General features: G+C 42.7%; 1 protein-coding gene. It reads left to right on the top strand.

Features of this window, described 5'->3' with window-relative positions; all coding sequences use genetic code 11:
* Positions 1 to 129: 129 nt before the first annotated feature.
* Positions 130 to 18,417 carry a LamG-like jellyroll fold domain-containing protein gene (locus ABJG98_RS10320; RefSeq protein ID WP_348279434.1) on the top strand — a complete coding sequence of 6,096 codons (18,288 nt, stop codon included), beginning with the start codon at positions 130 to 132 and terminating at the stop codon, positions 18,415 to 18,417.
* Positions 18,418 to 18,463: the final 46 nt, after the last annotated feature.

The raw sequence follows: 18,463 nt of genomic DNA, 5'->3' as shown, positions 1-18,463 counted from the left end.
AATGAAGCGTTTCCATTTATTTTAGTAATAGGAAGAAATGTCTAAATACCTGATTTATGGTATTTTATGGTATTTCTAAACCGGCTAAATTGGCCACCAATAAGTATACTACCACCTAAAGTCAATATCATGCTTCAACGCGCCATTGGAAAGCTCGCCTTAGCACTTCTGATTCTCACAATATCTTTTACCTCCCATGCTCAAAATCAAGCCCTTGATTTGTCAGGAGTAGGGAACGAGGTGAATGTTACATATGATCTTACAACAGGCCCAGGATTCACCGTGGAACAATGGGTTTATTTCCCTGTAATTACATCAGGAGCACCCCTTGTCAATCAAACCAATTCTAATTTTCCATCTCCACTAGATGCGTACGTAGTTGCTGACGGAAGTGTAAATTTGTTACTGGGTAATGGAACAGCTTCATTCGCTAGTGTTTCATCAGCTCCCGGTGCTATTACCCCAGCGACCTGGCATCATGTTGCTTTGGTCTACGATCCTGCAGCTTCCGGATCAGAGGGACAAATTTTTATTGATGGAGTTTCAACTCCTGTGGCAACTGTTGCCGAACCAGCAGGGTTTGCAAATACAGGGCCTACTAGGATTGGTAGAAGAGCAGATGCCTTTGAAGGAGATGATATATACATTGATGAAGTTAGAATTTGGAATGTCGCACGGACAGGAATTGCAATAAATGGGGATTATGATGCTAAACTGGCTGGCGATGAAACTGGCTTGCAGGTTTATCTTCAATTCGAAAATAATCTCAATGACGATGCAACGGGAAACGGCAGTCAAGATGGAACTATTGCCGCTGGTTCTATTGGCTATACGCCTGGCGCTCCTCTGCAAAACAATGCTTTAAACTTTGACAGTTTTGATGACAATGTTTCGATGGCAAGAAACACACTTTCAACCGGGCTTACATTTGAGGCCTGGGTGAACACAGTATCTGCTGATGCTGCATCCGGATATACGGGGAACGCGGCACTATCTGTCATCGGAGATGTTGACAATAACATACGGGGATCTTTTGGTATCAATGGCGGTGAGGTTTGGTACCTGCATTGGACAGGAACGAATACAGATTTTGATACCGTACGGTCAGTACAATCAGTCAATGACGGTACATGGCATCACATTGCGGTCACGCATGATCAGGGGTCAAATGAAGTATTAATTTATGTAGACGGGCAGCTAGACGGCCAAGGTATTACTTCAACATATCATGGGGATATGGCATTCAATAGAATTGGTTCATCTTTTAATACTGGAGTGGTAGATGGAGATTTCTTTGATGGTTCGATTGATGAGGTGCGTGTTTGGGACAATGTAAGAAATCAAGAACAGATCAACGCAGATGCCTATTCGACGCTATCGGCAGGGTCTGGGTTAGTTGCTTCCTATGACTTTAATCAGGGAGTGGCTAATGGAGATAACGGTAGCTATGGCAATCTTCCAGATCTAACTATAAATGGGAATAATGGAACTTTAAATGGTCCATTTACTTTAAATTTTGCTGCATCCAACTGGGTGACTTCTGCTGCTTTCGACAATGACGTATTTCCTCCGATATTTTTAGCTGGCTTCCCGCTTGTTGATAATATTGGTACAACTGGTTTTGACATTACGGTGCAATTGAATGAACCCGGTACCTATTTCTATGTGGTAGTACCTGATGGTGCTTCAGCACCCTCAGTAGACGATGTTCGGGGAGGTACTGGATTCGGAGGTTCGGGTGAATTGGATGCAGATAATATTCTCGTAACGACAGCATCAACAAACTTCGTACTAAATGCTTCGGGCCTTACCTCAGGCACTGATTATGATGTGTATCTTGTAGCACAAGATGACGAAGGATCACCCAATGTTCAGAATAACAACTCATTTTTTGATGTAACCACGGCAACTCCGCCCCTTGCTCCAACTAACCTGATTGCTTATGCTACTTCAGCCACAGCTATAACATTGGAGTGGATGGATAATGCAACAGATGAGACAGGATACAACGTAGAACGTGATATAAGTTCTGCTTTCGGTTCTCCATTGGTGGTTGGAAATGGATTGCCAGCTAATACTCAGTCTTTTGTAGACAATGCCGGTACTGATCAGCGATTTTACTACCGTATTATCCCAACCAATGGAAATGAAGACTCAACCAGCTATTCGGCTACCGAATTCGGAACCACAATTGCATTTGCAGGAGATGCACTCACTTTTGATGGAATCGATGATCGAGTAAGTATCGCTGATGATGATAGTCTTTCATTTGGCAATGGCACTACGGATTCACCCTTTGCAGTAGAAGCATGGATAAACCTTGATCAGGTTAATTCTCAAGGAATTGTTTCTAAACGATCGGGAACTAATGAGTGGCACATGGTAACAAGCGGATCCGGACAATTATCAATAACCCTGGCCGATAATTCAGCGTCAGCATTCTTATTTGGAGAAACCACCGGTTTTACATTTCAAACAGGTGAGTGGTATCATGTAGCATTCTCCTATAATGGAAATGGACTTGCTTCGGGGATAAGGCTTTTTATAAACGGAGTTGAATACGCGAATAACCCGAGTAGCTCGGGATCATATACAGCAATGGAAAATACCAGTTCTCCATTAGAGATTGGCACGCTCAATTCAGGGGCATCATTCAACTTTGATGGACAAATAGACGAACTAAGAATCTGGAGTTTCGAAAAGATTGATTACTCCGATCGATTTAGTCAACCTCAAGGCAATGAAGCTAACCTTATTGCCTACTTTTCAATGGATGAAGGATCAGGGCTAAACGTTTTAGATGGAAGTGTAAATACCAATGATGGGACTCTTCAGTACGGACCGACGTTCACAGCTTCAACAATAGTTCAAGATGGGGTAGTATCCAATACAAACGATGCTGGTCCAGGTTCATTACGAGAGGCGATTAACTATGCCAACGCGAATTCACCAACTACCATCACATTCAACATTCCGGGAGCAGGACCTCATACAATTAGTGTAACCACCACTCTTCCCGATATCACCGGCGCAGGCACTATTATAGATGGAGCTTCACAGCCAGGCTGGATATTTGGGGATGTAAACAATATGGTCTCAATCGATGGATCCGGAATTGGGTCCAATTCTAGCGGCTTCAATATCAACGAAGCACCAGACGTTGAAATTTACGGTTTAATCATCACCGGATTCAGTGGATTAGAGTCGCATGCAGCCATTGAATTAACAGGAGACGGAGCTGACAATGTAAATATTGGCGCTCCTGGTATGGGTAATATTATTCATGCCGGTGGTACTACTGGAATTTACATAACCAATTCAGATTCCACAGTTATACAAGGAAACTGGATTGGGACACTAAATGGTACGACTCCATCCGGAAATAACCATCATGGAATTTCTGCTACTGGAACTGTCGATGACTTGACCATTGGAGGTAACTCGTTAATAGGGGAAGGGAACCTAATAGCTGGCGCTGGAAATGGTAGATATGGAATCACCACCAATATCACCGGAACAAATCTGTCCATAAAAGGAAATCTTATTGGAACGGACTCTACAGGAAATGCCTCTATAAATAATGAAGCTGGTGGAATTGATGTAGGTGGGGCGGTCACTTTTGCCATTGGAGGCGTTGGTCCCGGTGAAAGGAATGTCATCTCAGGAAATAATACCGATACCAATGCCGATGGTATCAACATTGGAAATTCACCAACTGGAAGCATCTTAAACAATTATATTGGTGTCGGTGAAAATGGTTCTACTCCGCTGGGAAATGGTGGGTACGGAATTCTTTTTGCGAATTCGGCCAGCAATGTCCTAGTTGATGGAAATATCATTTCTAACAATGGAACGGACGGTCTTTATCTAGGCAATGGAAGTTCCACACTTACAGTTTCCAACAACCTAATTGGATTAACATCGGACGGACTTGATACACTTGGAAACGCCAATGATGGAATTCGAATTACAAATGGTACCAATATCACAATCTCCGGGAATACAATTTCAGCCAATGGTAGTGATGGAATTGCAATCAATGGTGACCAAACCAATCTAGACATCAACTCTAATATTATTGGACTAGACATCAATGGAGTTGGAGACATGATCCTCTCTGGAGATGGAGTTACGGTAACCAGTGACAATACCTTTGGAAACCACGCAAATGGAATCGTATTGAACTTGGTGGATGGTGCAAGTGCTGGTAACTCAATAATTGGGAACCTGATTTCAGGAAATGGGGTATTTGCAGATCAAAATTCTGGTTCCGTAGGTATAGGAATTTACATCAATGCAGATACCAGGGGATTCACCATTCAAGACAATGTCATTGGACTAGCAGGTGATGAAATAACACCTCAGAAGAATATTAATTCAGGGATTTATATCAGTGGTCTTTCCAACTCTGTAATTGGAGGTGTTGGTGCCAATGAAGCAAACCTAATAGGCCATAATGGCGATTACGGCATAGAGAAGTTGGGCACTCAAATGAATGATGTAGCCATACATGGGAATGAATTCGACTGCAATGAAAAAGGAGGTATAAGTTTCACCTCAACTCCGGATATTGATGCTCCGATAATAAACTTAGTTTCTCCATCATATATTTCTGGGACAACTACAGCAGAGGACAACTCCAACATTTTCATCTATGAAGCCGATTCGTGTAATATTGACCAAGGGCGTTTGCTAGTAGCGGATTCAATAGACGTAGTTAGCGGTGGTACCTGGACAGTCAATGGGTCTTTCCAGTTGGGTAAATACTATGTGGCCATTGTCGAAGATGATGAAACTGCAGTCAATGCAACACTGAGTACATCAGAATTTTCATTGTCAGATTCTATACCTGCCAGCGTTGTTACTAATAGTAATGACTCAGGTGCCGGATCTCTTCGTGATGCCATTGCTTTTGCAAATGCCAATCCCGGCACTGCCATCACGTTCGATATTCCTGGAGGTGGCCCTTGGGTCATCGGTCTGGCGACAGCTCTTCCTCAGATCACTGCAAATGATATTATCATTGATGGGACCACTCAGCCAGGCTGGACTTTTGGTGATACCACCGCTATGGTTCAGATCAATGGTTCTGGAATTGGAAGCAATGCGCATGGAATCAACATAGATGCGGATCAAGCTGAAGTATACGGCTTGATCTTGACAGGATTCTTAGGATCGTCGCTCAATGGAACAATCAATCTTGCTTCTGCGTCAGCAGGTAACGCTCAAATTGGAGCATCCGGAAAAGGTAACATCATCCACGGAACTGGCGGTAATGGAATATATATTCAAGGAGCCGATAGCGTATTTATTCAGGGTAACTGGATTGGAACGTCAGTTGGATCTGACACCTCAGCCGTTGGTAATCATGGCATTGCCACAGCAGGTACCAGCGACAACCTTACTATTGGAGGTGACTTTTTTACCGGAGAAGGAAATGTAATATCAGGTTCCGGTGCTTCCAGATACGGAATCAATATTTTCAATGGAACGACAATTGTAATAAGTGGAAACTATATTGGTACTAATGCCAATGCTGACGCAGCTATTGCTAACGGTTTGGGGGGAATAAGTATAGGAGGAAGTGCTGCTGATGTTTCTATAGGTGGGCCATCTCCAGGAGATCTAAACATTATTTCGGGGAATACGGGTGATGGTATCAGAGTACAAGCCGGAAATGACATAAATATTAATGGAAATTACATTGGAGTCCAGTCCGACGGCTCGTCAGCTTTGGGCAATGGTCAAAATGGAATTCAAATTGAATCAGCTCCAGCCAACATCAATATTGGAGACATCAATCAGAACATCATTTCTGAGAACATAGGTGATGGTATTTTCTTCAACTCTAACTTATCTTCAAATACAGCATTGGGAGCAAACATTTTCAGCTGTAATCAGGGGGGAGGAATTGGCTATGGATCAGCACCACTTATCGATCAGCCACTTATTGATAATATAACGGCTACTTCAGCCATCGTTTCTTCAACATCTGGTGATGGAAGTAGCGTTACTTTATGGCTTTCGCAGGATGGCTGTAGCAACGATCAAGGGTTGACCCAAGTTGGATTCGGTACTGTTGCATCTGGTGAAGCAGTTGTTTTAGGTATTTTTGTAAGTGGTCAGCATTACACGGCCTATGTAGAAGATATCAATGGTACTTCAGAATTTGCTTCGCCATTTGTACCAAATTTTGTAGCAGTTACAAATGAAAATGACACTGGGGCGGGCTCACTAAGAGCCGCTATTGATTCAGTCAATGTTTCCCCAGGAAAAGCTATTTACTTTAATATCCCAAGCAGTGCTCCATGGGAAATAAACCTAGCATCAGATTTACCTGATATTACAGCTCAAGGAACCATCATCGATGGGACCACTCAGCCAGGATGGAACATTGCTGCCGGTGATATCCCTCAAATTATCGGAGGAGGATCTCAGACCATAGGATTGAATTTCACTGCTAATCTTTTTGAAGTGTATGGACTGCATATTAGAGACTTTACAGCGCAAGGGATTCGATTTAATGCGGTAGGCACTACGGCTGATGGATATATTATTGGCGCACCAGATAAAGGAAACATTATTACTGGAAATAGTTCAGCCGGTGTTTTCATCCTAACCTATGTGGGAGGAGGTACAGTGCAGTCTAACTACATCGGTATTATGCCGGATGGAACCACTGCAGGCATGGGTAACCAAAATGGAATCAGCCTGGGGACAAACGGAGATAGAGTTCAAATTGGAGGATTAAGCTCTGATGAGATGAATGTCATTTCAAATAATACCACCGCTGAGATTAGTATTTCAAATGCTGATTCAACCATAATTCAAGGGAATTTACTTGGTTTGGATCCCCTGGAGACAACGGCCTTTGGGGCAGGAAATGGAATAAACATGACTCCAGGGAATGGTGCTCTCATCGAAGGAAATGTAATTTCCGGACACACTACTGGTATCCGATTTAATAACTCAAGTGGCAACATTGTAAGAGGGAATGCTATCGGTCTGGCCTCAGATGCCAGCACACCGTTTCCCAATACCAATGGAATCCACATGATAAATAACCTGAACTCTGACAACAATATTATTGGATCAGCAAACAATTCAGGTGACGCTAATTACATTGGAGAAAACACAACCAATGCTATTCTAATTGAAGGTTCCGGAAATAATGGCAATCAAATTCAAAGAAATTCAATTTTCAATAATGGAGCAGGCATCACATTGAATAGTGGAGCTCATAATGGAATAATTCCACCAGTCATCGATCCAATTGTGAGTTTTGACAGTATTTCAGGTTCCGGGACAAATGGAGATATAATTGATCTTTATCTGACCGATGCAGCAGGACAAGGACAAACATTTTTGGACTCCACCATGGTTTCCGGTGGAGTATGGGGTATCGGGTCATTGGCACTCACTGCAGGTGAGGAAGTTGTTGCTACGGCTACCAATATCTCTGATGGTACGTCTGAGTTTTCAGTAGCTGAGATTGCACCCGGAAGTATAGTTACAAATACCAATGACACAGGAACAGGCTCTTTACGAGAAGCTATCAACTATGCCAATGCCAATCCTGGAACAACCATTGTCTTTGACATTCAATCTGCAGCTCCGTGGGTGATCACAAGAGCAACACCTTTGCCAACCATAACCGCAGATGGAACCATCATCGATGGGTTCACTCAAGACGGATTTAATTTTACTGATGTAAATCAAATGGTGCAATTGGATGGTCAAGGTTCAGGCACGGGACTTCAGGTTCAAGGAAATAATGTGGAGATTTATGGACTTAACATATATGGATTTACCCAGGGAATCTTGTATTTCGATGCAGATCGGGGAATCATTGGTGCGCAGGGAAGGCCAAACATTATTGGAAATTCACAATACGGAATCTGGCTTGGTGGCACAGGTGGATCGGATAGTACCATCATTGAAGCAAACTACATTGGGGTAGATTATCAGGGAAATAACATTGCCAATACAAATCACGGCATTCGACTTTCTGCTGGATCAAATGCGAACAAGATTGGAGCAGAGCCAGTTGCCGATCAAAATATAATTGCAAATAATAACATTGGCATTTATACACAAGGCGCTGGAACGCAAAACAATGAGTTCATAGGGAATATCATGTATTGCAACGCAACAGCAATTGAGCATACAGCTAGTTCAGAACATGATGCTATCGACATTCCGATAATAACATTGGCTTCATTAACAGAACTCAGCGGAACCGTAACTGCTGCCGATGGTGATTTGATTCGTATTTATCGAGCAGACACTTTGTGTGTTGGAAATAATCCACAAATACTTGTTGGAGATACTACAGTCACATCAAATGCATTTACTTTTTCTTCACCTCTGATTCCAGGAGCTGATTACGTTGCAATTCTAACATCGCCAACCCTTGGGTCTGGCGAACCTTCTGCTACAGCCACAGCACTTCTCGACTATGGGAATGCCGAAGGTGCCGGAGAAGCGCTAACCTTTGACGGAATTGATGACTTTGTAGAACTTCCAACAATCGATGTTACAAGCTTAAATGCCATCACTGTTGAAGCATGGATCAAACCAAATGACATACCAAATGGACCAGGAAATCAATACGCTACTATTGTAGGTAAGGGATCTTATGGAGCTGCTGGAACCAATTCGTTTAGTTTATACCTATTCGGCTCCGATGGTTCGCCGTTTTCCGAATTGAAAGGACGAATAGACAATGGGAGCACTGTTCAGGAAGTGACCTATGATGCGAATAACTTCAATACTGGAGAATGGGTGCATGTGGCGCTTTCATGGAATTCTGGAGATCCTGTAAACCTATATGTTAATGGCGAACTAGTAGATAGTAGTGCTCCGATCACAGGACCTTTAAATTCAATTGGAGACAGTGTCAGAATTGGATCAAGTACACATGGTGGAGAACTGTTCTTTGAAGGAGAAATAGATGAAGTAAAAATATGGGACAGTGCGGTGAGCGAAGATGGAATGCGCCAATACCTGGCAAGAAAAGTAACCAATGCACATCCAGATTTTGCCAATCTTCTTGCATACTATCGCATGGATGATAGTGTTGACGCATTGAACCTACAGGATTTCAAAGGAATCCATAATGGAATAATAAACGGAGGCTCCTCATACACGCTTTCTGGTGCTCACCTTGGAGACGATAGCTTTTATGAATACATCTACACGGCCGGATCTGGAAGAGATTTAGGCAGTTTTAGAGTTCAGAATTTAGGAGTTCCAAACCTCCCATTACACATTTACAGAATCAATCAGACACCATCTGTAAATACGGTAGCTGGCTTTGACAACATTGATGATGCGGAGTACTTTGGAGTTTTTGCTCCTGGTCAAACTTATGATGTAAACGATAGCATCTTCGCTGTTTCACCGGATCGTAGAATACTGTACCGAGCAGATGGAACCGATCCTGCCTGGACAAGCATAAGCGGCGTATTGGGCACCGATGTAGATGACGATCAGATTTATGCCTATGGACAGATGGGCAGCGGACAGTTTACAACCGCCATAGATCAAAATCCATATCCTACGCCAGTGGATGCTGGACATGCTATGAGTTTTGATGGAGCAGCGGATTATATCACCGTTCCACACAGTCCTTCGATTGATTTTTCTGGAGACTTTACTGTAGAGACTTGGATCAATCCAGATGGATCTGCTTCCCCACAGGGAATTGTTTCAAAATTCAACAACGAAATGGTTTTATGGCTCGATGCCTCAACCTTACGTTACGAAATTGGTGGAGGTGCTCAAGCTAATTGTGGTACAATCCCATCTGATGAGTGGACGCATGTCGCTTTAACTTATGATGGAACAAACGCACGAGTATATGTGAATGGTCTGCTGGTGCACACGAATCCCGAAACTCAGCCAAATACAAGTACACGAAATGTTTTTATAGGTAGTTGGGATCAAAATGAATTCACAACCAGAAACTTTGTAGGAGACATAGATGAAGTCAGAATCTGGGATATCCCACTCACCCAGAACAACATCCGAGACCATATGATTGGAAAGATGGATGCAGATTTTGACAGTCTCAATCACTTACAAGCATACTTTAGATTTGATGAGAACAATGCCTCAACAGCGACTAACATAGCCGGAGATAGCGATGGAACCATTACTGGTGCTACACCTGTCATTTCTGGAGCACCTCGAGGATCAGGAAGCCTTTATTCTTACGCAGGAACTCCTGGAGTGCTTAATACTGCTCAATTTGGTGAAGATATTAATATCTATTTTGATGATGCAACCGGAGGTATTCATGGCTATCTAGTCGAAGGAGCACCTAATCAAGTACAAGCCAGTGGATTTGATGACTTGGATCAAGGCAAATATTTTGGAGTATTTGCACCAGGCGGACAGAAAGTAGACATCCGCATGGACTACAATGGCGGAATCGATGCCAATAGAAGAATTGTTTATAGAAAAGATGCCTCAGATACTTCAGCTGTCAATGGTTGGGAAAGGCTTTCAGGCTTAATAAATACAAGCACTGTGGCAGACTCGGTGTTTGCTTATAATGTTCCTTCGGGTGAAGTATCAACTGCAGTATTGAATCCTCCAAGTACTTATCCTGTTTTAGGAGATACGGACGCTGGCACAGCATTAGATTTTGATGGCACAAATGATTATGTCCGTGTTTCACATACTGAAACTCTCAACCTAGAATTTGATGATGCATTTTCTATTGAAGCGTGGGTGAACGCACCGGCTTCAGGAACCATGACGCTAGTATCAAAAGTATCAAGCGGCCCCACCAGAGGATATCGCATTACCATTAATTCTCAAATTCCATCATTACAATTATTCAACGATGGCGGAGCGAGCAATGAACTAGTGGTATCCACAGTAGAAACCATACCACTTGCACAATGGAGTCACTTAGTGGTAACATATGATGGTAGCAATACCGCCGCTGGCGTAAGTTTCTATCTTGATGGTGTATTACTTACCAATTCTGTGGCCAACGATAACCTAAGTGGCACCATACAGCATACAAGTGACATGTTCATAGGTATACGGAATGATATCACAAGTCCATATCAGGGACAAGTTGATGAACTAAGGATATGGAATGCTGAATTATCGGCTGGAGATATCACAGCTTTTGCAAACACAACTGATATCAGTTTGCATCCTAATTACTCAGAGATGATCGCATACTACAAGTTTGATGATGGCCTTGGATCCAATACCCTCCTTGATGTATTCTCTAACAATGACGGCATGTTATTCAACATGGATGATGCTACAGATTGGGTTGGATCTGGTGCTTTATCTCTTCCACCACCCGTACAAAATGCATTGGACTTTGACGGAACCGACGATTACGTGGATATTGGACAAAATGTATATGGAGGACCATATACAGGATCATTTACGGTAGAAGCATGGGTTTACTCAGACTTGGTAGGTAACAACTTAGCACCAATGGGCTCTGGTATTTTCAAAAATATGGAGAGTGGTAGTGGCGCAATAGGAGATTTAGCGTTGACAATTAATGATGCAGGTCAAATAGGCCTGTTAAACTGGCGCGTGGCGTCTACCGATCCAACAGGTCACTCATTGACCAACGATTCTATACCAGCAAATACCTGGACGCATGTAGCTGCAACCTGGGACGGTGCAACTAATAGAATTTTTATCAATGGTGTAGAGCAAACGCTTTCTGTGAGCGGAACGAGTTCTGGATGGGGTGCTGGATATGGAATCGGTCGAGTCCATACTGCAACTCAATGGCATTACGACGGGCAAATGGATGAGGTTCGAGTATGGCAGGTGGCAAGAAGCGAAACGGAAATAAATGATAATTTATATAATGAGTTAGATCCAGGATCAGAAACCGACCTGGTCGCTTACTATCAGTTCAATGAATCTAGTGGCACATCACTACCTGACTTAAAAGGCTCTAATGATGGAACATGGAGCGGTGCGGCAGGATCGAATGCTACACCGAATTGGATTCCATCTGATGCATTAACTCCAGCACAACTACAAAATGCCCTTGCTTTAGATGGCACTGGAGACTTTACTAATTCAGGCAATATATCTGCTGTCAATTTTGATCAATTTGACCCATTCACAATTGAGGCATGGATTCAAACCACTGGTACAGGTTTGCAGACCATAGCCGGACAGCAGGAAGATGCTGGGGGCGGCACAGGATATAGGATTTTCCTTCAAGACAGTTTATTTAGAATGTCACTAAACAATACATCTGGCTCTGACCAACTTGCCGTTAATGCGGATGGAAGTTCGATAAATGATGGACAGTGGCACCACGTTGCAGTGACGCACGATGGATCCGGGACTGCAGCAGGTATTGGATTGTTTATCGACGGCGAAAAATATCCAAACCTTATTGTTCAAGACAATCTAACGTCATCAACTGTTAGTGCTGCTAATTTCAGTATAGGAAGCAGAAATGGTGTGCAACACTATTTCAACGGGTTGATCGAGCAAGTAAGGGTTTGGGATATCGACCGCTCTGCTGAAGAGATCTACACCAATGCAGACTCATCGATAGCATCCGATCCGAACCTGATTCTTGCATTTGAGTTTGATCAAGACTCGGCAGCAGCAATTGACGCAATCGGAGGAAATGATGGGGCACTTAATGGTGATGCAAACTATGTAAGCTCTACAGCTTTTGACAATGACATTTTCGCACCGTTGTTTACTTCTGGCTACCCATTTGTCGATGATATAACAGAAAATGATTTCCAAATCAATAGCAACGCAAATGAAACTGGATTGCTAGGTGTGGCAGTATATGCTGACGGAACACCAACACCTACCTCAGATGATGTTGTGAATGGCACTGGCGCAATAACATTTGCTTCGGCATTAAGCGAATCTGCGATTACAAGAATCGGAGGTTCACTAAATCCAGGCACTGATTATGATGTGTATTTCGTTCTTGAAGATTTAATTGGAAATCGTCAACACATCCCAACAATAGTAGATGTTACAACATCAGCTGCCTCTAACCTCGCACTTGAATTTGACGGATCTGCACAATACGTGGCTGTGCCCGATGCGCCACAATTTGACCTTGATTCCGACTGGACCATTGAAGCCTGGATCAAAACACCTTCTACAGGGCAACAAAATATAGTCGGCCAAATTGCAGGAACCACTGGGTATTCATTCTTCAAAATAGGAGGAACATTATACCTACAGTACTATAGTTCAGGTGGCTTCCAAAATGGAGGAACTTCATTGTCTGTAGCTGCTGGAATAGATGACGATCAGTGGCATCATGTGGCAGTATCACAAAATGGATCTAATGGCAAAATATACGTGGATGGGTCTCCAGTCCTTGATGTGAACGTATTACTGCCAATTGATGAGACCACCGATGAGGTGCGGATTGGATATGATGAATTTGTTGGTGCATTTACAGGTAGCATTGATGAAGTTAGATTCTGGGATTATCAACGATCTGATTCAGAAATATTTGATCATCATGACAGTAAATTATTTGGTAGTGAATCAGGACTGGTTGCTTATTACCCGTTTGATGATGGATCACCATCAACAATTGCTACAGATGCAACAGGTAATGGGAATGACGGCAACCTAACCAGCATGGATGAAAATACGGACTGGGTTGTTGGCCCGGCACTTTCACCTGCAATCTCGGCACCTCAAAATGCGCTAAACTTTGACGGAACAGATGATTATATCGAAGTGCCTGATAATCCGACGTTGGATATTACCACCGAGGTAACCGTTTCGGCATGGTTGAGAATTGATGGCAACACAGGATCAATTCAAAATGCGGTTCGTAAAAACGATAACTATCTGCTAGGGTGGATACCAGCTGATTATAGTCGCTTCGAAGCGCAGGTTTTTGTAGGAAGTCAATGGGAATCAATACAGTCTACGTTGACTCCAACAGACCTGGAAAATGAATGGCATCATTTTGCAATGACTTACGATGGAAGCACTCTGAGCTTGTATGTTGATGGAATACTTGACAACCAAGTTCCTTTGAGTGGAACAATGAACGTTACAGCTGATCCATTGCACCTAGGTTCGGTAAGTTTTGCTGTACAAGAATTTTTCAACGGCTCGATGGATGAAGTGCGAATATGGAATGTGGCATTAAACGGTCAGGAAATTTTCGATTATGTATATGCATCCGACCTTAGTGGTCATCCTAACCAGGCAAACCTTGTACTTCGTTACGGATTTGATCAAGGAGTAGCAGGCGGAAATAATTCAGCAATCACAACAGAAATAGATCAATCTTCAAACGCCTTAGATGGAACGCTAAATGATTTTGCCTTAAGCGGAGGCACATCCAATTATATAGCATCAGGTATTTTCAGCCATTCATTCGCGGCACCAGCTACTCAGGCTACAAATCTTGCTATTACAAACGTTACTGATACCACTGCAGATGTGAGCTGGACAAACGGGGATGGTCAAAGAAGGCTTGTAGTTGTTCATGACGGTACTGGAAACCCATTCCCATCACCATCTGACAATATTTATGGAAATCCTGGAGATTATGGATTAGGAGATGATATAGATGGAGGCTGGTTTGTGGTTTACAATGGATACAATGATAGTACAGTTATTAATGGACTTTCAGCAGGTACCGATTATGAAGTAGCTGTAGTAGAGGTAAATGGCCCGCCAAATTATGAAATGTATAACATCAACTCTGATGTAGATAATCCAAACGGATTTACAACAACAGGAGGAGCAATTTCAAATTTCGCCCTTGATTTTGATGGAATAAATGATCATGCGCAAGTTACATCACCTACAGGGTTCCCTGTCGGTGCTGCTCCAAGAACACTTGAATTTTGGTTTAAGTCAAATGTGGATCTCTCTTCGGATACAGATCATGGAATCGTTCAGTATGGCACCAGTGCAAACGATCAGATGTTCGGGTTAATAACTACCTTAAATGCACCTGGAAGACTGTATTTCTTCGGATTTGCCAATGATCTAGGAGGGATCACAAATCTGGTTCAAGATCAATGGTATCATGCCGCTGTTACTTACGATGGGACTAACATTAATCTATACTTAGACGGTAATCTTGAGGCTACGACAACAGCCACTTTAAATACCGTGATTGATGGTAATGGACTTACCATTGGTAGAAGACCAGATAATGGTAATCAATGGGATGGTCAGCTCGATGAAATAAGGTTATGGGATCATGCTCGATCACAAACTGATATTCAGAACAATATGAACAATGAGTTATTGGGTAATGAGGCAGGTCTTGTCGCATATTATCCTTTGTCTGATGGTACTGGAAGCACAACTGTTACTGATGAAACCGGAGGAACAAACGGTGCCAACCTTGTGAGTATGGACGCCAATACTGATTGGGTAGAAGGGCCTACCCTAAGCGCACCTACTGTACCAGATGCAACTTTGACCACAATTGATGTTCCCGGGATATCTATTGATACAGCGAGTAATGACAATTTAGTCTATAAGTTTAGTGTGACCGCCTCGGGTGGAAACCTAACCAAACAAGGATTCCAGTTCGGAATTAGTGGTGATGCCACCTCTGCAGATTTCAGTGCAGCAGGATGGAAAATACACGAGAGTGTTAACGTTGATGAAGCTGACCCTTTAAACGCTGGGTTTGTTAATGCAACGGAGATTGGAGAGTTCATCGCTGATACTGTATTATTTACATTGAGCGGAGATATTCTTAATGGAGACACTCACTATTTCTACGTATTGGTTGATGTTGATGCTGCTGCCACTATTGGGAACTCTTTCAATATTGCTTTAATGACGGATCTTGTTGAGAGCTTTGGAATTGTTGAACCAAAGAATAAAATTGATGGAGGGTTTATTGATGGTAATACATTTACGATTCAATCCAGCGCAGATGTGGCTCCACCAAATGTTGTGAACCATTCTCCTGATATAAATACAATTACTGATGGAGACACACAGTTTAACGTGACAATTACCTTCGATGAAGCGATGGATACAGGCATTGATCCAACCATTTCATTCCCTGTAGAAGATCCAGCCAACACACTGACCTTTAGTGTAGGAGGATGGGATGACAACCTCAATTTTACTGCTTCTTATAGCGTCGCTGATGCAAATGAGCTGCTTTCCAACGTGGATGTTCAAGTAACAGATGCGCGAGATCTGGCAGGAAATTTAATGGGTGTTTATGACGCAACTGACGTTTTCAACATCGATACTGAGAATCCTGTAGTTACTGTGGATGTGTACGCGACCTCTATCACAAGTCCGCAGCTTACTGGATCAATAGATGATCCAAGTGCTACACTAGATGTGGAGGTAGATGGAGTGAGCTACAGCGGTACGAATAACGGAGATGGAACTTGGACACTGGTAGCGGGTGCAATTGCCGCTCTTTCAGATGGAACTTATGATGTAATTGTTACCGCCACAGATGACGTTGGAAATATAGGTTCTGACGCTACACTCGATGAGCTAATCATCAGTCAGAGTGTCGTTACTATCGCTCCAGTAGACGTCACTTCTACAGGCTTCACCGCCAGATGGAGTCAAGGCTTAGACGTGCTGACCTATCAGATTGATGTGTCTGATGTAGCAGATTTCTCAACATTCGTCCCTGGCTTCCAAGGCTTACAGACAACTGCTACAGGTATTGTGGTAAGTAATCTTGATTTCGCAACTCAGTATTATTACCGAGTAAGGTTGGTAAATTCTCAATCACAAGTATCTGCCAACTCAAACACCACTCAGGTAAAAACAGCTATTGATCTTGAAACAGAAGCTGACTCCCTTGCATTGGTTCAAATATTTAATGCCATAGCTCCTCAGGGACTAAACTGGCCGTCAGCAAGACTGAGAAATTGGGATGGGGTTACGCTGGACATTAGCAGAACCAGAGTAGAAGTTGTTGATATCAGTGGAACGGGTGCAGCTGGAAATATGCCTAATCCATTTACTGGAAATGCACTTGCAAATGGTGGTCTTTCCAATATGTTGGAAATGAACGCGTCTGACAATCAAATTACCGGATTAATGGATTATTCTGGCACTGCTATTACCAGCCTAAATGTGAGTACTAACAATCTTGAATTTGATGATTTAGAGCCTGTAGCAGCTATTTCAAGTGTCGATTACTCCAATCAGGCAAGTGTTCAATTCAATGAATCTGCAGGCGCTCCAATTGAGGTTAGATACACCAATGATTATTCATTGTCTATATCGACAGGTGGTAGTAGCAATGTATATACGTGGTTTAGAAATGATGTCCAAATCAATTCAAGTGCTGACTTCATAGTCAATAATGCTACAAGTGTGATTCTAGCGATAGACTATGACAACATGGGCACCTTCCGAACCGAGGTAACTAACCCACTTGTCCCTGGTCTCACAATAGATTTGGATCCCCAAGATGTACTCGCCATAGCTGATATGCAAGTATCAGTTACTGACGCTAATGGAGATCCTTTATCTGCTCCGCTGAACGGGTTCATGCTGGAGACCACCCGAACGGCAACAGGATTTAGTGTTTTGGAGACATTAGAAAATGTGAATTCATCTACTTTCACGTTCCCTGATGTGGTGCTTGGCAACTATATCATATTGGTGGAGTCTGATTTGGGACTGTACATACCTACTTACTTTGGAAATGTATTTGAATGGACTGAAGCTGATACGCTATTCTTTAGGAGCGATGATGTCATAGATATAACAATGACTGAAGTGCCTCCCGAATTAACTGCAGCAGATGGAGAAGGTTTATTGGATGTCCTCATCGAAGAAGATTTTGGTGATGATGGTGGGCGTATTGATGCAAGAAGACGTGCATCGAAAAGGAAATGTGGTCTTCGTAGAAAACGTTCTGGCGGACGTACTGGTCAGGATGATGATGAGTTTGAACTTATCGCATATGGTGAAACTGATGATAATGGTGAATTCCAGTTCGGATTCCTTCCGCAGGGTATTTACAGATTCTTTGTGGAATACCCAGGTATTCCTTTAGATGAGTCATCCTTTGTACAGTTTGAGGTAGGTGAAGCTGGAGTAAGCGATACAGACTTTAGGCTTCAAGCATTTGCAACGGAGGACGGGGTTGAAGTTACCATTGAAGCTGTCCTGGGTATAATATTGGAGTACTTCAAAGATCTTGAAATTTATCCAAATCCATCAAGTGATTATCTAAACATTAGATACCGTCATTTAAAATCTGGTGATATAACAGCTCAGCTCGTTGACCTTTTAGGTAAGACGAAATGGTCTGAAGACTTGAGAAATGGTTTCAACGGGCAGTTGAGAATAGATGTAGCAGATTTTGAAGAAGGGGTGTATATCTTAAGATTCTATGATCGTGAAAGTCCGCAAGACAATGTGGTAAGCTTTCGGGTAATCGTAAAAGATTAATTTCCTAATCACCTAGATAGAAAGGGGTGGCGCAAGTCATCCCTTT

Origin of the sequence: Ekhidna sp. (genome assembly GCF_039960695.1) — a bacterium.
GTDB lineage: Bacteria > Bacteroidota > Bacteroidia > Cytophagales > Cyclobacteriaceae > Ekhidna.
This window is presented reverse-complemented; position numbering and strand designations above follow the sequence as displayed.